This is a genomic window from Acinetobacter sp. RRD8, from assembly GCF_031844225.1.
GTDB lineage: Bacteria > Pseudomonadota > Gammaproteobacteria > Pseudomonadales > Moraxellaceae > Acinetobacter.
The window spans coordinates 537,301-564,270 of record NZ_JAUZUU010000001.1; the positions used below are offsets into that span (position 1 = coordinate 537,301).

A 26,970-nucleotide genomic window follows, 5' to 3' on the forward strand; every position below is an offset into this window, starting at 1 on the left:
TCATTCACTTTTGATCTGTTTAGACTATGACTGACTCAGCGCAAAATATCGCGACAACCTACGATCCGACCGAGATCGAGAAAAAATGGTACCAAACTTGGGAAGAGCGTGGTTACTTTAAGCCGTCTGAAAAAGGCGAATCTTTCTGTATCATGATTCCGCCACCAAACGTCACTGGTAGCCTGCACATGGGTCATGGTTTCAACAATGCCATCATGGATGCCTTGACGCGTTTCAACCGTATGTCTGGTAAAAATACGCTTTGGCAACCGGGTACTGACCACGCAGGTATTGCAACGCAAATGGTGGTTGAGCGTCAGCTGGGTGCACAAGGGATTAGCCGTCATGACCTGGGTCGTGAAAAGTTCATCGAAAAAGTATGGGAATGGAAAGAACAGTCTGGCGGTAACATTACCCGTCAAATTCGTCGCCTAGGTTCTTCGGTTGACTGGTCACGTGAACGCTTCACCATGGATGATGGTTTATCAAACGCGGTAAAAGAAGTGTTTGTAAAACTGCACGAAGAAGGTCTGATCTACCGCGGCAAACGTTTGGTGAACTGGGATCCAAAATTACAAACTGCGCTGTCTGACTTAGAAGTTGAGTCTGATAAAGAAGAAGCAGGTTCATTGTGGCACTTTAAATACTTCTTTGAAGATAAATCACTACGCACGCACGATGGTAAAGATCACATCGTTGTGGCAACCACTCGTCCTGAAACACTACTTGGTGATACCGCGGTTGCCGTTGCACTTGATGATGAACGTTATGCTGCGCTTGTTGGCAAAAACATCATCCTGCCAATCACTGGTCGTGCGGTTCCAATCGTTAAAGACGAATATGTCGATAAAGAATTCGGTACAGGCTGTGTGAAAATCACCCCTGCGCATGACTTCAATGACTATGAAGTAGGTAAACGTTGCGAATTGCCAATCATCAACATCTTCAACAAAAATGCTGAAGTTCTTGCTGAGTTTGAATACATCGCGAAAGCGGGCGAGCAAATTTCTAAAACTATTCCTGCACCTAGCGAATATGTTGGTTTAGAGCGTTTTGAAGCACGTAAAAAGATCGTTGAACAAGCGGAAGCTGAAGGCTGGTTAGATCAGATCCAACCATACACCTTGAAACCACCTCGCGGTGACCGTTCAGGCGTGATTGTTGAACCTCTACTCACAGACCAATGGTATGTGAAGATTGCGCCGCTAGCGAAACCTGCCATTGAAGCGGTTCAAGACGGTCGTATCAAGTTCGTTCCTGAGCAGTACAGCAACATGTATATGGCTTGGATGAACAACATCCAAGACTGGTGTATCTCGCGTCAATTGTGGTGGGGTCACCGTATCCCTGCTTGGTACGATGCGGAAGGTAATGTTTATGTAGGTCGTGATGAAGCGGAAGTTCGCGCGAAAAACAACATCCCTGCCGATGTTCAATTGAACCAAGATGAAGACGTACTGGATACATGGTTCTCTTCAGGTCTCTGGACATTCTCAACCTTAGGTTGGACTGGCGACGAAGCAAAAGACAAAGCCAACTACTTCTTGAATACATTCCACCCAACAGATGTACTGGTGACAGGTTTTGACATCATCTTCTTCTGGGTTGCCCGCATGATCATGCTGACCATGCACTTCATGAAGAATGAAGATGGTACGCCACAAGTGCCATTTAAAACTGTGTACGTTCACGGTTTGGTACGTGATGGCGAAGGTCAGAAGATGTCTAAATCTAAAGGTAACGTGCTTGACCCATTAGACTTGATTGACGGTGTGGATCTTGAAACACTGGTACAAAAACGTACCACGGGTTTGATGAACCCGAAACAGGCAGCGAAGATTGAAAAATCAACGCGTAAAGAATTCCCTGAAGGTATTCAATCTTACGGTACGGATGCAGTTCGTTTCACATTCTGCGCACTGGCTAACACCGGTCGTGACATCAAGTTCGACATGAAACGTGTTGAAGGCTACCGTAACTTTGCCAACAAAATCTGGAACGCAACGCGTTTCGTGATGATGAATGTCGAAGGTCAAACGGTTGGTCAAACGGCTCGTCCTGATCTTTGGGAATTGCCTGAACAGTGGATCGTCAGCCGTCTACAAAAAGCGACTGCTGCGGTACAAACTGCATTTGCAACCTATCGTTTAGACCTGGCTGCGCAAGCGATTTACGAATTCATCTGGAATGAATACTGTGACTGGTATGTCGAACTGACTAAGCCTGTTCTGAATGATGAAAACGTATCTGAAGAGCGTAAAGCTGAAGTTCGCCGTGTATTGCTTGCGGTGATGGAAGCATCTTTACGTCTTGCTCATCCGTTAATGCCTTACTTGACTGAAGAAATTTGGCAAACGCTTGCACCTAAACTTGGCATTTCAGGCGAAACGATTATGCTTGCGCAGTACCCAACTGCTGATGAAGCGTTGATGAATGACCAGGCTGAAGCAGATATGCAATGGCTGCAAGGTTTGATTGGTGCGGTACGTAACATCCGTGGTGAAATGGGCTTAGGTAATGCGCGCTTGTTGCCAGTTCTTCTTCAGAACACCACTGAAGCTGAAAAAGCGCAGATTGCACGTATTGAACCATTGTTCAAAGCATTGGCGAAAGTTGAAAGCATTACCTTCTTGGCTGATGGTGAACAACCACCATTGTCTTCTTCATCTGTAGTCGGTCACGTGTCTGTATACGTTCCAATGAAGGGTTTAATTGACCCTAAAGCGGAATTGGGTCGTCTACAAAAAGACTTAGACAAGGTTCAAAAGCAACATGACCAAATTGCCACTAAACTTGGCAATGAAGGTTTTGTCGCGAAAGCACCTGCTGCTGTGGTTGAAGGTGAGAAAGTTAAACTTGCTGAGTTTGCTGATCAGTTAGCGAAGATTAAAGCGAATATGGAGCAGATTGCAGCGCTTTAATGTGTTGTTAGTTTGATCTAATTTGTAGTATAAAGGGCTGATTATTCAGCCCTTTGTTTTTTATAATGTTATATATAATAGTTATATTATTTATTCTTACTCCTTTGATTTTTGGCCAAATACAACGAATGAAAGTCATTCAATCAAATTTCTACAAAAATAAAGATTTCATTAAATACTTAGTGCTATTTATTACCTTAATAACACTAGTTTCATTTCTATACTCGGATAAATTTGGAAGCCTCATTCCAAATATAATGGAGTACTTTAAACCCGAAAACGTAGAAAATTTAAATGCAACAGGTCAATATAAAGGGAAAAATTTAAATGCGGTAGATCAATATATTGTTAATCTGGGTTATTTCGGTAGTTTTTTAGCAGGTACATTAGGATTAATTTTTGGATTTTTGAGTTTAATTTTTTTAGTTTTTACTTTTTTGAACCAATCTCGAAAGAATGAAATTTCAGATATAGAAAATAGAATTTTTAAACTTATCGAATTACTCGTAGAAATAAAAAACCAAAATAACCTTTCAAAAATAAGTCAGGATTTTTTAGAAGCAAACAAAGACCTAAGTAGCTTGGAAGCTCTTAAAATAAATCTAAAAAAACAACATTTTGAATTTAGTAATTTTTTTAGAATGCTATATCAATTGCTTAAATATATTAATGAGCATGAGCATATTATTCATAATAGATATTACGAGAAGGAACTTGACCCAAAGGTTAAAAGTTACACTAACATTATTAGATCATACTTAGATACTAACCTTCTAACATGTCTAGCTATTAACTGTTACTGCTTAGAGGATGAAAATGGCGAATACGACCCTTACAAAAAGCTATTGGAAAGATATCAATTATTAGAACATTTACCAAATATTTCACCTATGCAATTTTCTAGTTACTTGTATTATGATAAAAAAGCATTCGGTCAAAGCACATGGTTCAAAGAGTTTAAAGCCATAAGAGAAGAACTTGTAAATATAGCCAATATTTATAAAACAATGGATTTTTGTGAGGTTTTCTTATTGTTCCTCTCTAAAGACAATGGATTATGGATCGATGGAAAAGTTCATATAGAAATCATTAAAGATAAATACTACAAATTATCTATCAATGGTATTAACGATGCAGAGAAATTTGGGATAATTAATTTCGAAATTTCAAAAAAAACATTACAAGTATCTAACTCTCCATACAATATTAACAATGAAAAATTCAGAACAAAAATATTTAAAGAAAATAATTATTTAACCATAACATACTACAAACCTAAGCAAGGTTATATTTTTGCCAATTTGATTAGTATTAAGTTTCTAATAATTAATACTAATACTTTGAAAATGGATTTAATTATTGGACAAGAAGATTACTCTTTACCAATTTCATGACAGTAAAAATCCACAATATAAGGCGTAATCACATGCTGACGGAGAAAGTTAAGATTCATAAAACGCTTGGCACGAAGTATTTGCCACATGAGGTGTTCTGCATCAGTGGCAGAATGGCGCATTGATTTGGCGAATTCTAATAATTGAGGATCTATTTTCATTGTTATTTTCCCTCTCCCCCTTGCGAAGCAGTGCTTCTCATCCCATAGGGAGAGGGAACTTTCATTGTGACTTAATTATTGTTATTTAATTCCAATATTGAAATTCTAGCTTAAATTTATTCTGTAATAGATTTCCCCTCTCCTGAGCAAGTTTTAAAGCACTGCTTTAAAGCGAAGCGCAAGTGATGAGTATCCTCAGAATATATTCTGAGTGCGCAAGGGAGAGGTACTCCTTGTTAAGTTATAACATCCCATGCCTTAAAAACATCTCCAAGCCACTCACCTTTTTGATATACATCAACCGTTCTTTTTCCACTTTAATCTGCTGTTTGATGGCTGAAGTATCTTCATCAATTTGCTTATACAGGTCAGCAATTTGAACCTTGCCTTTCGCCTTTTTCACTGCAATTCTGGTTTTTGAAGACCAGACCAATCTATGGATCAATGCATCAATCTGCTCTTGTAATTTCTGGCTCTGTGCATCCAAAGCCAGTTGATAAAACTTGAGTTGCTCTGCGCTTAAACCTTTTTTAGAAACATCCTGATCTTGCTCGATCTGCAGTTGCATTTTCAGTAACGTAAACAAATCCTGCTCTGCATAAGCCTCATTGGCACGTTGCAATAATTCAGTTTTTTTGATTTTTTTGACATCATTCACTTCACGGTCAGGGTGAATGATGGCAGCAATTTTTAAATATACGGTTTTTAATGACTGCTCTGCCATCTTTGCTGCCTGCTCCTGTTTTTCCTGCTGGCGTTTTAATCTGGCTTGCTCACGTACCTGCTGAAAATGGTCTGATTCCCATTCTTCAAATACTTCTGCATCTGCAAGATCTGAGGGATTCTCATTCTTAAAGAATGTTTCCAGTTCATTTATTTTCTTTTGGCTTTTTCTGAACTGGGCATGTTCGGCACGTTGCTGATAATAAGTGAAGATTTCATTCACCTTATGGGCTTCTTGCATCGACATCGCCTGAGAGTCTTTTAGATAATTTGCAAGGTACTGAATCTTTTCATCCAGCACCACCAGTTCTGCCTTGGAAAATGGGGTTTCCTGCAGATGCTTCCAGAGCTGTTCCAACTGTTTGAACAGTACGCCATGCAATTCATGATAGACCGGCATGAAGGTTTTATGGGTATATTGCTGCAGATCTTCTTCAGCCTGTTGCCATTGTTGTAATTCCTGTTTCTGTTGCTCGATTTTATCAATCAGATGATCCAGCTTCTTCTGCTGTGGCGAAAGCGCTGTGAATGGCTGAATCATGGTTTTTAAGTCGAAGAGCATGGCAGGAAAGGGTCAAAGAAGAAATAAGATCCATATTAAATCTTTCAGCTTTCGTCACAAAGTCCTTTTCAGTGTGCCCTTTCAAAATTTGTATCAGAATTAAAAAAAGCAGACCAAAGTCTGCTTTTTCGCTCTCATATTGATTATTCCAGCACTACACGGCCATTCAAGGACTGTACCGGACGGTTATTTGGATGCCCCATCAGTTTGGCAAATTCCGAAATCTGCTTGGCAGAAGCCTGCTGAATATCTTTCAGAATCAGCCAGCGTACGCCTTCCGAACACGGAGGTGTGGTCAGCGAGCCGCTAAAGCGATAATAATCCAGATTCTTAGGCAACATCTGATTCACATTTTGTGGCGTTTTCAAAACCACTTTCTCACCCTGCTTTTTCGGTAAACGGTTCCACATGCGTTTGAGCATCTGGCTTTCTGCGCCCTGCTCGAACATCATCCCCACGACAGCCAGCTCACCTTTGGCATTGGCATGGACAAAGTGGATTTCCAGTGGATAGCTTTTGCCTTTAATCAGGTTTTCGCTCGGACTATGCAAATGAAACTGCTTCAGTACAAAGATATCGCCATCCAGCTGCAATTCACCACCTTGGGCAAAGTCTACCTGCACAGTATGACCTTTATTTTCGATCGCATGAATCATGGTGTTATAGCTAAACTTGAGCGGTTCCAGTTCAGCTTTTACTGTTCGCTCAATATTGATCGGTGACTGGTTCAGACCATTACAGGCCGAATATTTCTGGCTCAAAGTCGACCATTGCTCAGGCTGAGTATAATCCCAATCCGCATCTGCCCAGACCGCTGTACTTAAACCCATAACCGTTAAAAGCGTGAATATTCTTTTCACAATACATCCCTTGTTGGAAGTCAAAATCACAATTTCTAATTTAAAAACAGTTTATTAAAGTAGTGTAATCACTCTATTTTTCAGGCCACAAACTACAGATTTTTATAAAGATGAAGTGATTTGCTTACAAATTTCTAAACACTCCTAATTATTCAAAACACATTATTCAGAATATATATTGATAAATTTCAAATGGATAATACTTTTATAGATTTAAAAATAGACAGTAGAGAATGTGATCTTCTTCAAATTTAATCTGCTGATTTTTTATGCATTATTTACATGAAATCTCTATCTTATTTTCAATAGATCAAATAGCTAGATTTTTAAGTTCAAGCTTCTTTTTTAAATAGAATCTACCTTTATTCATAAACTTACATAAACACAGCAGCAAATAAAATACTGATATTGCTAGACTCGAGCCAAAGAGAAAAATGAGGATAAAGAATTTAAATGGACTGGGCGACCATATTTATAAATGACACCACCTGGGAGTTTACCGCAGAAATTTTGCTGCGTTGTGCCCTGATGTACACGATGATTATCCTGTTTTTGCGTCTGACCGGAAAACGTGGGGTACGTCAACTTTCTATCTTCGAAGTCGCTATCATTTTGAGCTTGGGTTCGATTGCCGGCGACCCGATGTTTACTGAAGATATTCCCCTGATTCAGGCAGTTCTGGTGATGTCGGTGATTATTATCATGTACCGCCTGACCACCTGGCTCATGATGAAATATCAGTGGTTTGAAGACCTACTGGAAGGTAAACCGATTTATATCGTAGAAGATGGCGTGCTGGTCGTTGAAGAAATTAAAAAAGGTAAGATGTCACATGATGAATTCTTTGCCGAAATGCGCCAGCAAGGCGTAGAACATCTCGGTCAGGTTCGTACCGGTTTACTGGAAACTGACGGTAAGTTCAGTATACTGTTTTTCAAATCGGATGAGGTTCGGCCTGGGCTGCCACTTTTTCCTAAAACCTGTTCTATAGTCCAACAGGTCAAGGCCGGGCAATTATATGCCTGCATTTACTGTGGACAGGTACAAACCCTTTCACATGCCGACCAGCAATGTCCGCGCTGTGATTCTTCACAATGGGCCGAAACGATTGACTGTTTAAGAATAACTTAAGTCTGATTTAATAACTGCAAATGGGCAAAAATTTCCGGCAGATGCTGAATTCTATGCTGAATATGTTCGGCATCCGGATGGAAACCTTGCATCCATAATGCATACATTCCGGCCTCTGTAGCTCCTTGTACATCATTAATTGGATGGTCGCCAATATACAGGCACTGTGCAGGCTGCACGCCTAGACGCTCTGCAGTGATCTGGAATATTTCCGGCTGTGGTTTGTTAAAACCCACCAGCCCGGAACTGATGATCTCATCAAAATAAGTTTCAATACCCAAACCCCGAATCGTATTTAAACGGGTGTCATGTCCGCCATTGGAAACAATGGCTAGCTGATAACCCTCATCTTTCAGCTGCGTTAATACTTGCTCTGCTGCCGGCATTTCTACGGCGAAACGGCCAAACTGGCTAAACCAGAATTGGGCCAGTTCATCTATGGTTGGGGGATTTAACCAAGACAGTTCCTGCAACAACGCATAAGCAGCCGAAGCCCCGATACTACCATGCGTCAGCAATTCCTTTTTAGGATAACCGCCATTATCGATGCGTCTTACAATCTCGATAATTTTTTCAGGCTCGACCTGTGCCAATGCGGGCGCATAATATTCTGCCAGATAACGGCTATAGGCTTGTGTCGTCAGATCACGATGGGTCAAGGTATTGTCGAGGTCAAATAAAACGGCTTGAATAGGCATAATTTTCAAAACGAAATGCTGAAACTTTCAATCATGTTAACAGCCCTACACTTGTTAGATCAGACATAAAATTGCTAAGTTTTGTTGTTTTAAGCATAAAAAAAGCGATGCCAAAGCACCGCCTTTTCTTAGCTTACAAAGTCTAAATTAGAATTTGTATTCAACACCTGTACCAACAACTGGCTGTTTAGTTTCAGCTGAACCTTGTTCAAGTGTTAAAAGACCCGTGTAACCGTATGCTTTTACTTGTTTAGAGAATGCATAGTCTGCACCCACAAGAATTTGTTGGGCTTCAAAATCTGCAACATTGGCTTTTGTAAAGCTTGTAGAGTTTTGACTATATTGGCCTTTTACTGTCCACTTATCAGCATTTGGTAATTTATATTCTGCTCCAATTAGCCAGCCTTGTGCATCATCAATATCATTACCATTTACAGCAATACCATTACTTGCCACTGAAGTTGCATTTGAATTACCTTCAACCTCTGCAAGATCAGATGTTTGGAATAACGCCTTAATGGCTAAGTTATCATTTACATTTACTCGGCCAATCGCACGAATTGTATCAGCAGCAGCTAACAAAGCTTTTGCTGTACCAATTTCACCATTTTGTGTGTTTAAGATACCTACACCAGCAAAGTTGGATGGAATCGCTTTATCATAACCAAGACCTAAAACAACTGCTTTGCTGTCATATACTAAAGATGCTGACCATGCATCACCTAAGCCACGGCCTGCAACTTTAGCACCGCCTTTAGAAGAGCTAATACCACCGGCTTCACCTGTAGCTAATAGTGCAGTTGCTTTTAGTTTACCTTCACCGACTGCAAAGCCAGGAGCTTCATAGACGACAACATTATCGATACGGTTTTCACCGGTAAAGATACCTGCCATATCCGCTTTATTTGCAACATAGTTATTGAAAGTATCAACTACTGAAGAAAGCTGTTTTACAGGCGTATCGATTTTACCTAGTTTTACTGTACCTAACTTTTCATCTTTAAGACCGACTAAAAGATTACGCGGTACAAATGTATCTGTACTTCCACCATTGTCTACATAGAAGGTAAATTCAGCTTGATAAAGCCCACTTAAACGGTCAGTAAGTTTCTCCTCACCTTTTAAACCCAAGAATGAATTATTAGTATTCAGTTCAATAACATCGCGATCAGACACAGGTGAAGCATTGTCTTCAGGTAAATAATCAACTGTGGCATCAATCTCACCATAAAAAGTTGGTGCTGCAAAAGTTGTCCCCGCCAAAAGGCTGAATGCAATTGCTGTTGCTAACTTAGTTTTCATCAAAAAAATCCTTAATTTATTTTGTAACAAATAATACACACGGCGCTTATATTACAAAATTATTAAATTAATATTTATATATTCTATTTAGTACTTTAGGCTAACATTTAACCAAACAGTTGATTATTTAGAAATTTTATAATTTTTCTGCAACTTTCATCCATCGGAAAATTGGAATTAAACAGATAATTGCCACGATCACAATCAGATTCAGATAATTTTGATAGCCTAAAGCATCTCCCAAAATACCACTCAGACTATAAAGTCCCCCACTCACCGTAGCCATCAGTGCCACCTGAAAGGTGAAATCAGTACCAGCCAGATGCTTGCGACTGTATTGCATGACCAAGGTCAACATGACCACCAAAAGCATGGCTGAGACCATGTCTTCGGCCGCATTGATCAGATAAATGATCCAATTTTCTACTTTGTTTTGAGCTTCATACTGGCCAGCCAGCCAGGCATAAGCTATTAAGCTTAATATTTTTAGAATTGAGAAAACGATCAAACTCGAGCTGCGCGACCAGTATTTCAGGCACCAACCAGCCAGTCCTGCCCCAATCAAGGCAGCCAATGCTCCCAGCATGGTGACATAAAGGCCAATCTGGCTAAAGCTCAGTCCGAGATCTACCATTAAAGGTTTTAATAAAGGCCCGGATAAACCATCGGCGATTTTAAAGGTCAATAAAACCATTAACCAAGCAGCCAAGGTTGAATCCGACCAGAAGTATTGAAAATAGGTTTTTATATTGCTGAGTGCAGGTCCTTTATCAGCTGGCGTGATAATTTTTGAATGCTGAGATTCTCTAAAAAATAAAATGGGTAAAGTATTAATAAAGACCAGAGCTGCCAATAATAGAAAGGTAGCTTGCCATTGCAGCAGATCGAGCAACCATAATATGGCCCCACCTCCGACAATGAATCCCAGACGAGAACCAATCACCTGAAAGGTATTACCCCAATGTTGCTGTTCATTTTTCAGAATATTGACTGCCAGTGCATCGGTCGCAATATCCTGCGTCGCACCAATACCATTCATCAACAAAAGCGTGATAAAAAACAGCAGTAAATACAGCGGCTGATTCAAGGCCTGAATCGGTAGAAATGAGAGCCCAATCAATACAGCAACTGACAGCCATTGCAAGGGAATAATCCAGCTACGGTAATGACCTTTGGCGCTCGATCCATGCCGATCAACTAAAGGTGCCCAGAATATTTTAATCGACCAAGGCAGCATTAACAGACCAAAGCCCCCGATATGCGCCAGCGATACCCCTTCAGCTCGCAGAATGACTGGCAAGGCATGCGTCATAAACCCGACCGGAAGCCCCTGTGCCCAATACAGCGAAAACAGTAAAATATAGGTATTCCGCATATTTAGGCTAAGTCCTTAAGGTGAAAATGCATCACCAGCATTTGAGATGCTATACATTTTGCCAATGATCCGGATTTTACAACAGTCTAATATAATAAAAAATAAAGAAAAATTAGTTTCAGGACGAGACATAAGCAATGGCCCAGACACGTTTCCCCCAACTCCCGCCGCATGTGCCATCCCGCGGCAGCAAGCTGAGCCGGACTTTTTTCAGGCAGCTTTTTTTGAGCCAAGGCTGGCGTCTGGAAGGTGAATTTCCAGACTTACCTAAAGCAGTCGCGATTATTTCTCCGCACACCTCCAATATTGATGCATGGCTGGGTTTTAATGCCTTGCTTGGTCTCGGTATTCAGATTACGATTTTTGGTAAAGACAGCCTGTTTCGTACACCGCTAAAACCGGTACTGGAATGGATTGGCGTCGTTCCTGTCGTCCGAGATAGTCCACAAGGTCATACCCGACAGATTGTCGAGATTATTGAAAAATCAGAACAGATCTGGGTCGGTATGGCACCGGAAGGTTCACGTAAGGCACCAGAAAAAATTCGCAGCGGTTTTTATCATATTGCCAAGGTAGCCCATTTGCCGATTGTGATGTTTTCTTTTGATTATGATATCAAGACCATTCATATCCTGGGCGTGTACCATCTGACCGGTGATTATGAATACGACCTGGAACAGATTTATCAGCATTACGAAGGTAAATTCTCGGCCAAAAATCCGGACTGGGTGGCCAAGCCGTTACAAAAGCTTTTGAAAAAAGACTAGGCAAATACGGCTTTTTTTGATGTGATAGCCTGAATTTTGTTGATTTAATCACCAGTTTTTATAATGAAATTAGCCCGTTATGCCTTAATTGTCTGCCTTGGTTTCAGTATTGCAGCCTGTGACAAAGCCACTAAAACACCTACGCCTGCCACACCAATAAAAGCCCGTGAACCTGTCGTCGCCATTGCCCTCGGTGGTGGCGGTGCCAAAGGTTTTGCCCATATTGGCGTCATTAAAGTGCTCGAATCACACGGCATCAAACCGAAGATTGTCACCGGAACCAGTGCTGGCAGTTTTGTCGGTAGCTTATATGCCAGTGGTAAATCGCCTTATCAGTTACAGCAGATTGCCCTGAATTTTAAAGAATCGGATATCCGCGATTTAACCTTGAACCGGCAAGGGATTATTGCTGGGCAAAAATTGCAGGATTTCGTCAATAAGAATGTGACGAACAAACCGATTGAACAGTTCCCGATTCGTTTTGCGGCAGTCGCCACTCGCCTGGACAATGGCCGCAAGGCAGATTTTATTAAAGGCAATGCCGGACAGGCAGTCCGAGCGTCCTGCAGTATTCCGAATGTGTTTGTGCCTGCCGTGATTGGCGGCACCAAATATGTCGATGGTGGTCTGGTCAGTCCGATTCCGGTCAAGACCGCCAAAGATATGGGAGCAGATATTGTGATTGCCGTGGATATTTCTGCCCGTCCGGATGGTAATAAAGCCTTGAATATGTGGGGCGTACTGGATCAGACCCTAAATATTATGGGACAGCAAAGCATTAATGAAGAGTTGAGCCAGGCCACTGTGGTGATTCAGCCCAAAGTCGGCCATATCGGTACTTTAGACCTGAAAGCCAGCAATGCCACCATTCTGGAAGGTGAAAAGGCTGCTCAACTGAAAATCCGTACTATTGAAAAAGCCATTAACAACTTTAAGCAGTCGCCAGCGGCATTTAAACCGCCACGTCCGGCAAAATTTTGATGCATGATTTTTTATATTCATCTGCTGCCGCATCTGCTACATTGAAGATCAATCATATAAAGATGATGATTAATTAAATACTTAGCGATATAGGTCACGATATGGAATTAGTTCTTGAACCTTGGCACTGGTTTGTATTAGGCATTCTTCTGATTCTGTCGGAATTACTGCTGCCCGCATTTGCTGCCCTTTGGTTCGGGATCGGTGCCATCATGGTTGGCGTCCTGTACTGGATGTTCCCGATGATGGGACTGACGACCCAGCTCCTGACCTGGATCGTACTTTCTGTTCTGTGTACGCTGCTCTGGTTTAAGTTTATCAAGCCACTTTCCATTGACAAGACCAAAGCCGGTCTATCGCGTGAAGCGACCATTGGTCAGGTGGGCATGGTGATTCAGACTAATCTGGATCATGGGCAAATCCGGGTGCGCTTTCCGATGCCAGTTTTAGGTTCGGATGAATGGGAATGCCGAACTCTGGACCCAGTTCAGGTCGGAGACCGCGTTCGCGTCGTGGATATTCTGGGTAATGACCTGGTCGTACAACCTCACAGCACAAATTATCAAAATCAATAAGGTGAATAAGCTATGTCTGGTGGTTCTATCATTGTTATCGCGTTTCTGGCCTTTGTTGCGATTACCATTTTTAAAGGTGTGCGGATTGTGCCGCAAGGCTACAAATGGATTGTACAGCGTCTCGGTAAATACCACACCACACTAAATCCGGGTCTAAATTTTGTCATTCCTTATGTCGATGAAGTCGCTTATAAAGTCACAACCAAAGATATCGTTCTGGATATTCCTTCACAGGAAGTGATTACCCGTGATAATGCGGTCCTGCTGATGAATGCCGTGGCTTATATTAATCTGACCACACCAGAAAAAGCCGTGTACGGGATTGAAAACTATTCCTGGGCGATTCAGAACCTAGTGCAAACCTCACTGCGTTCGATTGTCGGGGAAATGGATCTGGATGATGCTTTATCTTCGCGTGATCATATTAAGGCACGCTTAAAATCTAGTATTTCCGATGATATCTCGGACTGGGGTATTACCTTAAAAACTGTAGAAATTCAGGATATTAAGCCTTCAATCACCATGCAGACTGCAATGGAAGAACAGGCAGCAGCTGAACGTCAGCGTCGTGCGACCGTCACCAAAGCGGACGGTGAAAAACAAGCCGCAATTCTAGAAGCGGATGGCCGTCTGGAAGCCTCACGCCGTGATGCTGAAGCGCAAGTGGTACTGGCTGAATCTTCACAACGTGCAATTGACATGGTGACTTCCGCCATTGGTGATAATGAAATTCCGGTCGCCTATTTACTTGGTGAACAGTATATTAAAGCCATGCAAGATATGGCCAAATCGCCAAATGCCAAGACGGTAGTACTTCCAGCCGATGTGTTAAATACGATCCGTGGTGTCATGGGTCGCCCTAACTAATTTATATTTTGACTTTATACATAGGCAGCCCGAGGGTTGCCTATTTTTATTCGCGCAAGAAAATCTCAGCAAAGATTGTGAATTTATGGTTAAATTTCGCGTTTATTTTTGAAATCTACTAGATTTGATGTTGCCTGGCTTTCGGATTAAAGCTTTTCGCAGCTGTCTTATTCCTTGTTTCGATCTACTGTCCAACTTAAAAATGGATACCGTATGAGCTCCCTAAATCCAACCTTAATTACTTTTCTTTTCTATATTGTCGCAATGGTGGTGATCGGCCTGATGGCTTATCGCGCGACAAGCAACTTTTCCGATTACATCTTAGGGGGCCGACGTTTAGGGAGTTTTGTCACTGCACTTTCTGCAGGGGCTTCCGACATGAGTGGCTGGCTCCTCATGGGCCTGCCCGGTGCGATTTATCTTTCCGGCCTGTCTGAGATGTGGATTGCCATCGGTCTGATTATTGGTGCCTGGCTCAACTGGCTGCTGGTTGCTGGCCGTCTGAGGGTGCATACCGAAGTTCAGCACAATGCCCTGACCCTGCCGGATTATTTCTCGAATCGTTTTAACGACCAGAAGAAAATCCTGCGTATTGTTTCGGCTTTCGTGATTCTGATTTTCTTTGCGATTTACTGTGCTTCCGGCATGGTTGCAGGCGCGCGTCTGTTCGAAAGCATGTTTGACATGTCTTATAGCACCGCGCTCTGGATCAGTGCCATTGCCACCATCAGCTATGTGTTTATTGGTGGCTTCCTGGCTGTGAGCTGGACCGATACCATTCAGGCGGGGCTGATGATCTTTGCCCTGTTGCTGACACCAATCGTAACGTTAATGGCGTTCTCGGATATGTCCCAGGTGACTTTGGCACTGGAGGCTGCTCGTCCTCAAGCAATGAATATTCTGGGTGATCTCAGTCTTGTTGCGATTATCTCGCTCTTGGCTTGGGGTCTGGGTTACTTTGGCCAGCCGCATATTCTAGTGCGCTTCATGGCTGCAGATTCAGTCAAATCCATTCCAAATGCACGTCGTATTGGCATGACCTGGATGATTCTGTGTCTGGGCGGTGCAGTCGCAGCCGGCTTCTTCGGTATTGCTTATTTCGAGCAGCATCCAGAACCGGCAAGCGTGGTGAATGCCAATCCTGAAACGGTATTTATGGAACTGACCAAAATCCTGTTTAACCCATGGATTGCAGGTGTAGTTCTGGCGGCGATTCTGGCGGCAGTAATGAGTACTTTAAGCTGTCAGTTATTGGTCTGTTCAAGCACCTTGACAGAAGACTTCTATAAATCTTTCCTGCGTAAAAATGCCTCGCAAAAAGAACTGGTCTGGGTTGGCCGTTTGATGGTACTGCTGATTGCCTTGCTGGCGATCTGGATGGCGGGTAATCCTGAATCTAAAGTTCTGGGTCTGGTGGCTTATGCCTGGGCAGGTTTTGGTGCCGCTTTTGGCCCGCTGATTATCCTGTCATTGTTCTGGAAACGCATGACTTTGAATGGTGCTTTGGCCGGTATGATCGTGGGTGCAGTCGTGGTTATTTTCTGGAAGAACCTGTTTGCTGACACTGGCCTGTATGAAATCGTTCCTGGTTTTATGTGTTCAATGCTGGCGATTGTGGTGGTGAGCCTGATGGGTAAAGCACCAACAGCAGAAATTACTAACCGTTTTGAAGAAGCTGAACGCCTGTATAACGAAAGCAAATAATTCTGTATCAACTAAAAAGAGGACTTCAAGTCCTCTTTTTTATGGAATTACTTTAAACCTTTTAAGGAAAATAATGCTCCAATCAGCTTTTGCGCGTGAGCAGGAACTGGGTAATTTGCCTCAACTCTTCCGCCCCTTCAAAATGGTTCAAGGCATTGATCGCCTGATCATGTAATTGCTGGGCATAGGCTTTGGCCTGCTCCAAACCCATCAATGCCGGATAGGTCGATTTTTCTACCTGTTCATCCTTGCCGGCTGTTTTCCCCAACACTTCGGTATCGGAAATAATATCCAAAATATCATCCTGTACCTGAAAGGCCAGACCAATCGCCTGTCCAAACTCACGTAATTTAGGAATGGCCAGATCGGTACCCTCAAAAATAGTCACCGCCGCCATCATGATCGCGGCACTAATCAAAGCACCGGTTTTATTGCGATGAATATTTTCCAGTGCTTGCTGATCGATTTTCTTGCCTTCAGACTGCAAATCTAAAACCTGACCATTCACCATTTTCGAAGAAGCGGTTGCCAGAATCTGCATCTGCTTCAGTACAATGGAAGCTTCTACCGCTGGCCCCTGATCGAACAGACGGCTACCCAAAATTTCAAAAGCCATAGACTGCAGGATATCACCTGCCAAAAGTGCTGTATCTTCTCCATAAGCCACATGACAGGTCGGCTGGCCACGACGTAGCAAATCATTGTCCATACACGGCAGATCATCATGGGCTAGTGAATAGCAGTGAATAAACTCGATCGCAACCGCTGCACGGCGCACTGCAGCGCTATTCTGGTTGGGTTTTAATGCGGCGGTGGCATAGCATAGTGCTGGACGTACTCGTTTACCGCCAAGCATCACAGCATGATGGACTGCCGACCTTAAAGGTTCCGGAATAGCAAAGGCTTCCAGAGCGGTCAATAAATCCTGTTGAATGCGGTGTTGTGCTTGAGTGAGTGCATGGGTTGATACGTCAGTGATAGATGACACATTCGCCTCGAATACGTAGTCCAGAAGAATAAAATGACAAGCGAATAAATGCCTGTACGCTGATCAGGCATTGTACCTAGAAATGCCTTGAATTTTCAGCCATAAATTGAATTGTTCTGCTGAAATTTGCTATTCAACATCAAACAAGCAAGTCAGAGATTTTAAACCATAAAAAAACCACCGCAGAACCGGTGGTTTTATTCAGGTTAAATGTATGCACAGCATTTAAACGAGAACATCTTCTGGTACGCGCACCCAGCCTTCCATCAAGACGCGGGCACTCCGGCTCATGATGGCCTTTTTCACTTTCCACTCACCATTTTCAAAACTTGCTTGTGCACCGACTCTCAACGTCCCGGAAGGATGACCGAAACGCACCGCTTCACGCTCTACTCCGCCTGCGACCCGGTTCACCAGTGTTCCGGGAATTGCTGCAGCTGTACCAATCGCCACCGCAGCCGTACCCATCATGGCATGATGGAGTTTACCCATAGACAAGGCACGAACCAGAATATCGGTGTCTGATTCAGTGACAGTTTTGCCACTTGAAGAGGTATAGCTACTCGGTGGTGCAACAAAGGCAATTTTTGGAGTATGTTGTCGGGTTACGGCTTCTGCAATATTCTGAATCAGTCCCATCTGCTTCGCCGCATAGGCACGAATTGTCTCAAATTTTGTCAGGGCTGCCACGTCATTATTGATATGATCCTGAAGCTCGGTACCCTTATAACCGAGATCTCCAGCATTCAAAAATACCGTCGGAATGCCGGCATTAATCATGGTCACTTCGAAACTGCCAATATTGGGAACTTCCAAAGTATCGACCAGATTACCTGTTGGAAACATTGAACCGCCTTCAGCATCGTCATCAGCTGGATCCAGAAACTCGATTTGTACTTCGGCCGCAGGAAAGGTCACGCCATCCAGTACGAAATCACCCAGCTCCTGCACCTGTCCATTTTGCATCGGCACATGCGCGATAATGGCTTTCTGGATATTGGCCTGCCAGATCCGTACCGTGCATAACCCATTTTCAGGAATACGTTCGGCATCGACCAGACCATTGGAAATGGCAAATGCTCCCACTGCCGCGGTCAGATTGCCGCAGTTACCGCTCCAGTCTACAAAAGGACGGTCAATTGACACCTGACCAAATAAATAATCGACATCATGATCAGCGTGCAGGCTTTTTGACAGAATGACCGTTTTACTAGTACTGGAACTGGCACCACCCATACCGTCGATCTGTTTCCCATATGGATCTGGGCTACCAATCACGCGTAGCAAAAGCTGGTCACGAATCCGGCCAGGCTGTTGTGCTTCTACAGGCAGGTCATCCAGCTTAAAGAAAACACCTTTACTGGTGCCTCCACGCATATAGGTTGCAGGAATCTTGATTTGGGCGGCAAAACTCATGAATTATTTCATCCTTTGACTTGTCTTTGTTTTCGTACAGGTTATTCAATATTTATATTCAAAGTATAGTATGTTGAAAGCAGAACTGCTTGGCTGCCAGACCTTAGTATAAAAAAACGGCATTTGTATTTTATCCAAGAAAATAGAGAACTCGTCAGTAACAGTTTCAATAAAATTAATATATTGATTCATTTATATTTTATTTCAGTTATTTATATGAATATTTTTTATCATTCCTTCAACAATATTTCATTCTTAGGATGGACTAGGCTTCTTTAGTCTGATCAATTACAATCAGCCACTTATCATTTTCCATTGTCGGGCTGAACACTTTGAATAACGAGTCTTCACAACTTCAGCGTGGCTTAAAGAACCGTCATATTCAGTTGATCGCCATGGGCGGTGCAATTGGCACAGGCTTATTCTTAGGTTCCGCACAGGTGATCCAATCTGCGGGTCCTTCTATTATTTTAGGCTATGCCATTGGGGGCCTGATTGCATTTTTAATCATGCGTCAATTGGGTGAGATGATTGTTCATGAACCTGTCGCAGGTTCATTCAGCCATTTTGCTTATAAATACTGGGGAAAATTTCCCGGTTTCCTTGCGGGTTGGAACTACTGGATTCTGTATATCCTGGTGGCCATGACCGAACTTACTGCGGTTGCGAAATATATCAACTACTGGTGGCCTCATATTCCAGCCTGGGCATCGGTATTGTTTTTCTTTATCGTGATTACACTGGTCAACCTCGGCAATGTGAAATTCTACGGTGAATCAGAATTCTGGCTTTCTATCATTAAAGTGACTGCGGTCATCTCGATGATTGTCTTTGGCTTGTATCTGATCCTGACTGCTGATGCTTCTTCAGGCGCATCTTTTAGCAATCTTTGGACCGCGGGCGGTTTCTTTCCGAATGGTTTTGAAGGTCTGTTCTACATGCTGGCCTTCCTGATGTTTGCCTTCGGTGGTATTGAACTGATCGGTATGGCAGCGGCAGAAGCTGAAAATCCGGAAAAAACCATTCCGAAAGCCATTAATCAGGTGGTTTTCCGTATTCTGATTTTCTATGTCGGCGCCTTGACCATTCTGTTATCACTCGTGCCTTGGAATCAGCTTGAGCTTGGTGGTCTGGACAAAAGTCCTTTCGTGATGATTTTCAGCCAGCTTGGCATTGACTGGGCAGCACACTTACTGAACTTTATTATCCTGACAGCAGCACTGTCTGTGTATAACAGTGGTATGTATGCCAACAGCCGGATGCTCTACGGTCTGGCTCAACAAGGAAATGCACCTAAAGTCTTCATGAAAGTGAATAAGCAAGGTACGCCAATTCCTGCTGTATTGTTCTCTGCCGTGCTGATTTTTGGCTGTGTGCTACTCAACTACTTCGTGCCTGAAGATGCCCTAAGTCATCTGATTTACATCGTAGTCGGTGCATTGGTATTGAACTGGGCCATGATTACCCTGACCCATCTCAAGTTCATTCAGAGCATGAAAAAGCTAGGACAAAAGACTTCCTTCCCTGCGCTGTGGTCTCCGGCGGGCAATATTCTGGTTCTTGGTTTTATTCTTACGATTCTTTACATCATGTGGACGCAAGGATTCCAGGAATCTATTTTGATGATCCCGCTTTGGATTGTGGTCATGTTCGGTCTGTTTAAGTTACTTAAGCCTAAAAATACCTAGACAACTCCTGTAGCTATGAGTCCTTAAAAGTTATTGCTTCGGCAATAACTTTTTTTTGTATTTTTTACAGTACAATAGCCTTCTTTTCGCGCCCTTAGCTTAACTGGATAGAGCAGTTGCCTCCTAAGCGACCGACGTGGGTTCGAGTCCCGCAGGGCGCACCATCCTTTCAAAATGTGATCTATACTTCAAAAAATTAGCGTTAATCTTCATATTTTTAGAATATTTTTTATACAAAAAATCATTTTTTCTTCATTATTTTATTTCCTTTACTTTCAAATACTTATTTCAAAATGAGGCTATTTTTTGGTGTAAAAACTCTATTATGATTACTTTTTGAACTGATTAGTTATATCTAGAGCATTTACTCTTATTTTAATTGTGCTATTTTTGTGACACGGAGTAACAAATGATTTCGGTTAACCGACTTCTCCAAAAGCCAAAAAACATAAACACAAAATGAGCAACAAACATTTGCATTTGCACCTCAAGGAAAGACGTAGAATGAAATTAAAGACATTAACGACAGCAATGATTTTAGCAACTGTACCAATGACCGGGGCATTTGCCGCTGCTCTAGATCGTTCAGGTCAGTCAATCTCTGCATTCTTGCAACCTGGTAACTATTTTGAAGCAGGTATTTCTGTATTAGATCCAGATGTATCTGGGAAGGCTATTTCAACTGCTGGTGGCGGCAATCTTTCTGACATGGGAGATGATTACTACTTCCCCTCAGCTGCTCTTAAATTACAAGTAACAGACCACTTCTCATTTGGTTTGATCTATGACCAACCATTTGGTGCTGATGCTGCATACTCAACAAGTGACCCACTTGTTGGTCTCAATACAGGTTTGTTCCACTTAAACGGTGAAGCAACTGAAGTAGAAGTTGACACTCAAAGTTTGTCTATGATTTTTGGTTTCCAGCCAAATGAAAATTTCAACATTTATGCTGGTCCTGTTTATCAAACAATTAAAGGTAATGTTCAATTACGTGGTGCGGCATATGGTTCAGCTAACGGCCTTGGCTTATATAATGCTGATTTAGATGAAGATGGTGCAGTTGGCTGGTTAGCTGGCTTTGCTTATCAAATTCCTGAAATTGCTTTAAAAACATCTATCACTTATCGCTCTGAAATTGACCACAAAGCATCTGCTCGCGAATATGGTCAAAGTAACGTATTAGCATTTGTTGGCAGTAGCCCTGTTTACGATGTAGCAACAGATGCAAATATTACAACTCCCCAATCTGTTAACCTTGATTTCCAAACAGGGATCATGGCAAATACAGTTGCCTTTGCAAATGTACGTTGGGTGAATTGGAAAGACTTTTCTCTTGACCTAAAACAATTCGGAACTGTTGCAGATACTCTAGGTGCGCTAGGCCAGACTCCAGACAACCCAAATGGCTTTGATATTGTTGGTTATACTGATGACCAATGGTCAGCAAACGTAGGTGTAGGCCGTAAATTTAATGATCTATGGGCAGGTAATGTCTCAGTAGGTTGGGATTCTGGTGCAGGTAATCCTATATCAACTCTTGGCCCAACTGAAGGTTACTGGAATGTTGGCTTAGGACTTCAATATAGTCCAACACCTGCAACCTTTATCGCTGGTGGTGTTAAATACTTCTGGTTAGGCGATGCAAAAGCGCAAGCCGCATCTAACTTTGGATCAGATACTTATGTTGCAGAATTTAATGACAATGATGCTTTAGCTTATGGCTTAAAAATCGGTTACAAGTTCTAATTACTAATACTGAAAAAACCATCTGCAAAGATGGTTTTTTCATTTTCAACAATGACACCTACGCTCTTTTTTATACACTTGTGATTCATTTGAGCAATAAACAAACACTTAAACATTTTGCATAATATTCAATCAGCCACTCAGCATCTAAAAATAAATCCATATAAATCATAAAATTAATATTTTTTTTAGTGTTTTTACTCTACACAAGTACAATTTTTAACTTTTCAGTTCATTTTACAACCGTAGTTGAGCATTTACTCTTTTTGTATTTATGTTACTTTTCGTGCCAATCACTTACATAAAGCTACAACAAGGAATGTTCCCTATGAAGCTTACAGCTCTTCGCTCGGCTATTTTGCTCAGCTTAATCCCAACAACTTCTGTCATAGCTGGCGGTCTAGATCGATCTGGGCAATCAATGTCTGCTTTTTTTCAATCGGGCAACTATGCTGAAGCTGGTTTTACAGTAATTGATCCAACAATTGAAGGTAAAGACCTTCCTCCTAGAGGAAGTAATAAATCTGTCAGCGATATGGGCGAAGACTATTATTTCCCTACTGCTGCTGTAAAAGTGCAAGCAACAGATCAAATTTCTTTGGGCTTACTTTATGATCAACCATTTGGTGCAGACTCGCAATATGCACCTGAATCTAATGCTTTTGCTCAACAGAATACAGTAACAAATACATTGGAAGGCACTTCTGTTGAAGTAAAGACAAACAACATCACTGCGCTCATTGGATATCAGCCAAATGAAAACTGGAACTTCTACGCAGGCCCAGTTTACCAAACTGTTGAAGGCAAAGTTTCTTTACGCGGCACAGCTTATGGTGGTGCTGCAGTTCTAGGTAGTTATGACATTAAGTTTAAGGAAACAGAAGCCTACGGCTGGCTTGCTGGTGCAGCGTACTCAATCCCAGAGATTGCATTAAAAGCAGCTGTGACATACCGTTCTGAAATTAAGCATGAACTAGATACTACCGAATCATTTGGATTTGGCACAATTCTTCGTCCAAAAACTCAAACAGAAGTTGTTACACCGCAGTCTGTAAATATTGATCTACAATCGGGCGTTGCAAAAGATACTTTAGCATTCGCCAATATTCGCTGGGTACATTGGGACCAATTTGCAGTCAAACCGGCAGCATTGGCAGCGGCAACCGCAGCCAGAGGAAAAGCTCAAAATCTGATTGACTACTCTGATGACCAATGGTCGGCGAATATTGGACTTTCACACAAATTCAATAATAAATGGGCAGGCACAACGTCTATAGGCTATGATTCTGGCGCAGGTAACCCAGTAACGACTTTAGGTCCAATTGAAGGTTACTGGAGTGTTGGCTTAGGCGGTCAATACAGCCCGGCAGAAAACTACTTTATTGCTGCGGGTGTAAGATACCTTTGGCTAGGCGATGCTCAGGCGCAGACTGGAGGCACCGTAGTTGGAAGTTTTGAAGACAACACTGCAATTGCCTATGGTATGAAAATCGGTTATCGCTTCTAATTAATTCATAGATTAAATAAAAAAGGCGCTTATAGCGCCTTTTTTATTTACTTTGATTCTTTAAGCTGGAATATCACGCACTGAAGCATTACGAATGGCTTCTTTTAACGCGTCATAACCATTAATTGGCGGGAATTGCGGGAATTCTGCAATGACATTCTCAGGTGCATCAAACAGGAAACCTGCATCTGCTTCGCCCAGCATGGTGGTATCGTTATAAGAATCCCCTGCCGCAATCACACGGAAGTTCAAACCATGCAGTGCTTTAACAGCTTGACGTTTCTGATCTGGCTGACGAAGTTTATAAGCCGAGATCATACCTGCTTCATCTGTTTCCAGTTTATGACAGAAAATCGTCGGCCAATCCAGTTGCTTCATGAGTGGATGTGCAAATTCATAGAAAGTATCTGAAAGAATAATCAATTGAAAATGCGTACTCACCCATTTCACAAATTCTTTTGCTCCTGGGAATGGACCCATTTCTGCAATCACTTCCTGAATATCGTTCAAGCCTAAATCATGCTGTTTTAAAATATTCAGACGTTGGGTCATCAGTACATCATAGTCAGGAATGTCACGAGTCGTCGCTTCAAGCTCTTTAATACCGGTTTTTTTGGCAAAGTTAATCCAGATTTCTGGAACCAACACGCCTTCTAAATCTAGACATACGACTTCCATGAACATTCCCTCTGAGTTGTATTGAAAAAATTTTGCACTATCATAGCTGAAGCAACAGATTTTGTACTGTACTTTTTTAAATCTATTTTTTTCATAAGTATTTATTTTTTAGTGATAAGTCAACTAAATCAATTCTATTAAAATAGATGTGAAATTAATTAATATAGGCTATGTCCTTTCCAAGCCTATATCGCCAGGACTCTCATGACCATCATTCCTACTATTGATCGTATCGATGCGCTTGCATCTGAATATGCAGATAAATCGCCCAATAAAATTTTGGCACTTGCACTGAGCCAGCAAGGTGAAATTGCGATTTCATTTTCTGGTGCTGAAGATGTTGTATTGATTGATATGGCATCGCATCTCGGTAAACCGTTCCGGGTATTCAGTCTGGATACTGGCCGTCTACATGCAGAAACCTATCAGTTTATTGAACGGGTGCGTAAGCATTACAACATCGAGATTGAAATCTGCTTCCCTGAAACGGATGCAGTACAAAATTTAGTGACCACCAAAGGTTTATTCAGTTTCTTTGAAGATGGTCATCAGGAATGTTGCGGTATACGCAAGGTTCAACCGCTACGTAAAAAACTGGCGACGCTGGATGGCTGGATTACTGGTCAGCGCAAAGACCAAAGTCCGGGTACACGCAATGAAATTCCTGTGGTTCAAGCAGATCCAGGTTTCTCCGGTCCGGGAAAACAGTTGATCAAGTACAATCCTCTAGCCAACTGGTCCAGTGCAGATGTCTGGAGTTATATCCGTATGATGGAAGTCCCTTATAATGCCCTGCATGAAAAAGGTTTTGTTTCTATCGGCTGTGAACCTTGTACTCGCCCTGTGCTGCCAAATCAGCATGAACGCGAAGGCCGCTGGTGGTGGGAAGAAGCTACCCATAAAGAATGTGGCTTACATGCTGGCAATCTAAAAAAATAAAATTAAGTTTTATCGTTGCTATTGATTGAAAGACTATTTTTTAATAAAGATAGTCTTTTTAATTGATAATTTTACATTTAGTGACAAGATATAAATTACCTTTTATCGGGATAATATTATTTTAATTAAAGAATTTATAAAATTTTAGCTCATTGATTTATTTGTATAAAATGTGAAATTGAACATAATGCTATTCTTTTAATAACACATAATTATTAAGTTACACTCCACTTCGCCTAGTAAATACTATTTTTACAAATCTATTTTAAAACTAAAATTTTCACATTTCATAAACTTAGGAAGATATTTTGTTCTTGTCAATAGCCACTTTTTCACAGTTAAGGCAAGATAAAGCAGTTCATTTATATGCTAAAAAAGATATACTTTAAAAACTAAAGTAATAATTCTAACAAGGCCTTTTAGCAAAAAAGCCATAGAGAATGCAGTGAGGCAATCCACGCTATGCGTCCATTACATCCAATTGATTTTATTTTCTTAACTTTAGAGAAACGGCAGCAGCCTATGCATGTAGGTGGACTATTTTTATTCCAAATTCCCGACAATGCGCCAGCTTCCTTTATTCAGGATCTAGTCACGGATATCCAAAATTCAAAATGCTCTCCAATTCCACCTTTTAACAATTATTTAAACGGCCTGTTTTGGGATGAAGACCAAGAATTTGATTTAGATCATCATTTTCGTCATATTGCCCTGCCAAAACCGGGCCGTATCCGTGAATTGCTAACCTATATTTCTCAAGAACATAGTGCCCTGATTGATCGTGCCAAACCTTTATGGACCTGTCATATTATTGAAGGCATTGAAGGAAACCGTTTTGCCATGTATTTCAAAATTCACCATGCTATGGTGGATGGAATCGCTGGCATGCGTCTGGTAGAAAAGTCGCTTTCACATGATCCAAATGCCAAGAGTATTGTACCGCCATGGTGTGTGGAAGGCCCACGTGCCAAACGCCTGAAAGCACCTAAAGTGAACAGGTTTAAAAATGTCCTGCAGACCATTAAGGGGCAACTGGAATGTGCGCCACGAGTTGCTTATGAACTGTCGCAAACCGTCATGAAAGATATGGGACGCAATCCGGATTATGTATCCAGCTTTCAGGCGCCAAGCAGTATTCTGAATCAACGCGTCAGTGCTTCACGTCGCTTTGCAGCCCAGTCTTTCGAATTTTCACGTTTACGTCATATTTCTAAGGCATTGGGCGTGACCATTAATGATATCGTCCTGGCCATTTGTTCAGGTGCATTACGTGAATATTTATTATCGCAAAATGCCTTACCGAAAAAACCGTTAATTGCTATGGTTCCAGCTTCTGTTCGCAGTGACGATTCAGATATATCCAACCGTATTACCATGATTCTGGCCAATCTGGGTACGCATAAAGAAGATCCGCTGGAACGTCTCAAGATCGTACGTCGCAGTGTGCTGAGTGCCAAAGAACGCTTCAAACGTATGAATGCCAACCAGATTTTGAACTATAGTGCCTTTGTCTACGGTGCAGCAGGTCTGAATATTGCCTCCGGTTTAATGCCGACACGTCAGGCGTTTAACGTCATTATTTCCAATGTACCTGGGCCACAAGAACCATTGTATTGGAATGGTGCACGTCTTGAAGCACTTTATCCGGCTTCCATCGTACTGGATGGTCAGGCCTTGAATATCACTATGACCAGCTATCTAGACAAACTGGAAGTCGGCTTGACCGCATGTCGTAATGCCCTGCCGAAAATGCAGAACTTGCTGACACATCTGGAAGAAGAAATTCAACGTTTTGAACTTATTGTAGATGGCGAACCTGTCCCAAAGTTACGAGCGGTAAGCTAGCCGCGGATGAATAAATAAGATAGATGGACTGCCAAAGATGCTGATCATTTTTGCCAGTCTTTGAGCACAGAATAAAGGGACCGATCTGGTCCCTTTTCTTTATTTTTTGGAATCTTTTTAAATTATTTTAGAAATTTTG

21 protein-coding genes, 1 tRNA gene and 1 pseudogene are annotated in these 26,970 nt (G+C 42.0%); 14 read left to right on the forward strand and 9 right to left on the reverse strand.

The genetic code is table 11. The features are described from left to right. Positions 1-26 precede the first annotated feature (26 nt). Together Q9R24_RS02615 and Q9R24_RS02620 are read left to right on the forward strand one after the other, a co-directional pair. Positions 27-2,921 (forward strand): valine--tRNA ligase, encoded by a 2,895-nt coding sequence (locus Q9R24_RS02615; RefSeq protein ID WP_311203652.1) that lies wholly within the window; start codon positions 27-29, stop codon positions 2,919-2,921. Positions 2,922-3,178: 257 nt separating this feature from the next. After that, positions 3,179-4,315, forward strand: a complete 1,137-nt coding sequence (locus Q9R24_RS02620) for a putative phage abortive infection protein (protein WP_311203670.1) — start codon at positions 3,179-3,181, stop codon at positions 4,313-4,315. On the opposite strand, the pseudogene Q9R24_RS02625 reads toward Q9R24_RS02620, so the two are convergent. From Q9R24_RS02625 to Q9R24_RS02635, 3 genes and pseudogenes are all read right to left on the reverse strand, one after another. Continuing rightward, a pseudogene (locus Q9R24_RS02625) lies at positions 4,306-4,476 on the reverse strand (endonuclease domain-containing protein); the annotation flags it as partial. The gene Q9R24_RS02620 and the pseudogene Q9R24_RS02625 overlap by 10 nt on opposite strands. Positions 4,477-4,717: 241 nt before the next feature. After that, positions 4,718-5,761, reverse strand: coding sequence for a molecular chaperone DnaJ (locus Q9R24_RS02630; RefSeq protein ID WP_311203653.1), 1,044 nt, complete (start codon positions 5,759-5,761; stop codon positions 4,718-4,720). Positions 5,762-5,904: 143 nt separating this feature from the next. Beyond that, positions 5,905-6,591, reverse strand: coding sequence for a carbonic anhydrase family protein (locus Q9R24_RS02635; RefSeq protein ID WP_311203671.1), 687 nt, complete (start codon positions 6,589-6,591; stop codon positions 5,905-5,907). A 483-nt stretch (positions 6,592-7,074) separates the two neighbouring features. Between Q9R24_RS02635 and Q9R24_RS02640 the strand changes: the two genes are divergently transcribed. Beyond that, on the forward strand, positions 7,075-7,752 hold the full coding sequence (locus Q9R24_RS02640; RefSeq protein ID WP_004730345.1) for a DUF421 domain-containing protein: 678 nt from the start codon (positions 7,075-7,077) through the stop codon (positions 7,750-7,752). On the opposite strand, the gene Q9R24_RS02645 is transcribed toward Q9R24_RS02640, so the two are convergent. The 3 genes from Q9R24_RS02645 to Q9R24_RS02655 all read right to left on the reverse strand — a co-directional run bounded on the left by Q9R24_RS02645 (position 7,749) and on the right by Q9R24_RS02655 (position 11,127). Beyond that, on the reverse strand, positions 7,749-8,450 hold the full coding sequence (locus Q9R24_RS02645; RefSeq protein WP_311203654.1) for an HAD family hydrolase: 702 nt from the start codon (positions 8,448-8,450) through the stop codon (positions 7,749-7,751). The genes Q9R24_RS02640 and Q9R24_RS02645 overlap by 4 nt on opposite strands. Before the next feature lie 147 nt (positions 8,451-8,597). Further along, complete coding sequence (locus Q9R24_RS02650; RefSeq protein ID WP_004279382.1) at positions 8,598-9,752, reverse strand: porin; 1,155 nt, start codon at positions 9,750-9,752, stop codon at positions 8,598-8,600. A gap of 136 nt (positions 9,753-9,888) precedes the next feature. After that, positions 9,889-11,127, reverse strand: coding sequence for an MFS transporter (locus Q9R24_RS02655; protein WP_311203655.1), 1,239 nt, complete (start codon positions 11,125-11,127; stop codon positions 9,889-9,891). Between the two features lie 137 nt (positions 11,128-11,264). On the opposite strand from Q9R24_RS02655, the gene Q9R24_RS02660 reads away from it, so the two are divergent. The 5 genes from Q9R24_RS02660 to putP all read left to right on the forward strand — a co-directional run bounded on the left by Q9R24_RS02660 (position 11,265) and on the right by putP (position 16,021). After that, positions 11,265-11,894, forward strand: coding sequence for a 1-acyl-sn-glycerol-3-phosphate acyltransferase (locus tag Q9R24_RS02660; protein ID WP_311203656.1), 630 nt, complete (start codon positions 11,265-11,267; stop codon positions 11,892-11,894). Positions 11,895-11,957: 63 nt separating this feature from the next. Beyond that, a complete protein-coding gene (locus Q9R24_RS02665; protein WP_311203657.1) occupies positions 11,958-12,875 on the forward strand; it encodes a patatin-like phospholipase family protein in 918 nt (305 codons plus the stop codon). Between the two features lie 101 nt (positions 12,876-12,976). Continuing rightward, positions 12,977-13,450 (forward strand): NfeD family protein, encoded by a 474-nt coding sequence (locus Q9R24_RS02670; RefSeq protein ID WP_005104688.1) that lies wholly within the window; start codon positions 12,977-12,979, stop codon positions 13,448-13,450. Between the two features lie 12 nt (positions 13,451-13,462). Then, on the forward strand, positions 13,463-14,317 hold the full coding sequence (locus tag Q9R24_RS02675; RefSeq protein ID WP_004279377.1) for an SPFH domain-containing protein: 855 nt from the start codon (positions 13,463-13,465) through the stop codon (positions 14,315-14,317). A 213-nt stretch (positions 14,318-14,530) separates the two neighbouring features. Further along, on the forward strand, positions 14,531-16,021 hold the full coding sequence (putP, locus tag Q9R24_RS02680; protein ID WP_311203658.1) for a sodium/proline symporter PutP: 1,491 nt from the start codon (positions 14,531-14,533) through the stop codon (positions 16,019-16,021). 82 nt (positions 16,022-16,103) lie between these two features. Here putP and Q9R24_RS02685 read toward each other — a convergent pair whose 3' ends face one another. Both Q9R24_RS02685 and prpF read right to left on the reverse strand, forming a co-directional pair. Then, on the reverse strand, positions 16,104-17,009 hold the full coding sequence (locus tag Q9R24_RS02685) for a polyprenyl synthetase family protein (RefSeq protein ID WP_247143972.1): 906 nt from the start codon (positions 17,007-17,009) through the stop codon (positions 16,104-16,106). Positions 17,010-17,234: 225 nt separating this feature from the next. Continuing rightward, positions 17,235-18,425: a 2-methylaconitate cis-trans isomerase PrpF gene (gene prpF / locus Q9R24_RS02690; protein ID WP_311203659.1), complete on the reverse strand. Its 1,191-nt coding sequence runs from the start codon at positions 18,423-18,425 to the stop codon at positions 17,235-17,237. 332 nt (positions 18,426-18,757) lie between these two features. On the opposite strand from prpF, the gene Q9R24_RS02695 reads away from it, so the two are divergent. The 4 genes from Q9R24_RS02695 (at position 18,758) to Q9R24_RS02710 (ending at position 23,369) form a co-directional block, all read left to right on the forward strand. Then, a complete protein-coding gene (locus Q9R24_RS02695; protein ID WP_035342426.1) occupies positions 18,758-20,113 on the forward strand; it encodes an amino acid permease in 1,356 nt (451 codons plus the stop codon). A gap of 88 nt (positions 20,114-20,201) precedes the next feature. Next, positions 20,202-20,277, forward strand: a tRNA-Arg gene (locus tag Q9R24_RS02700). 340 nt (positions 20,278-20,617) lie between these two features. Next, positions 20,618-21,862, forward strand: coding sequence for an OmpP1/FadL family transporter (locus tag Q9R24_RS02705; protein WP_178928423.1), 1,245 nt, complete (start codon positions 20,618-20,620; stop codon positions 21,860-21,862). Positions 21,863-22,190: 328 nt separating this feature from the next. Next, the gene (locus tag Q9R24_RS02710) at positions 22,191-23,369 is read left to right on the forward strand and encodes an outer membrane protein transport protein (RefSeq protein ID WP_311203660.1); all 1,179 of its coding nucleotides are present in this window, start codon (positions 22,191-22,193) and stop codon (positions 23,367-23,369) included. A gap of 60 nt (positions 23,370-23,429) precedes the next feature. Here Q9R24_RS02710 and thrH read toward each other — a convergent pair whose 3' ends face one another. Beyond that, the gene (gene thrH / locus Q9R24_RS02715) at positions 23,430-24,047 is read right to left on the reverse strand and encodes a bifunctional phosphoserine phosphatase/homoserine phosphotransferase ThrH (protein ID WP_311203661.1); all 618 of its coding nucleotides are present in this window, start codon (positions 24,045-24,047) and stop codon (positions 23,430-23,432) included. Positions 24,048-24,251: 204 nt separating this feature from the next. Between thrH and Q9R24_RS02720 the strand changes: the two genes are divergently transcribed. Then, the gene (locus tag Q9R24_RS02720; protein ID WP_311203662.1) at positions 24,252-24,986 is read left to right on the forward strand and encodes a phosphoadenylyl-sulfate reductase; all 735 of its coding nucleotides are present in this window, start codon (positions 24,252-24,254) and stop codon (positions 24,984-24,986) included. Positions 24,987-25,448: 462 nt separating this feature from the next. After that, on the forward strand, positions 25,449-26,831 hold the full coding sequence (locus Q9R24_RS02725; protein WP_005251228.1) for a wax ester/triacylglycerol synthase family O-acyltransferase: 1,383 nt from the start codon (positions 25,449-25,451) through the stop codon (positions 26,829-26,831). Positions 26,832-26,970: the final 139 nt, after the last annotated feature.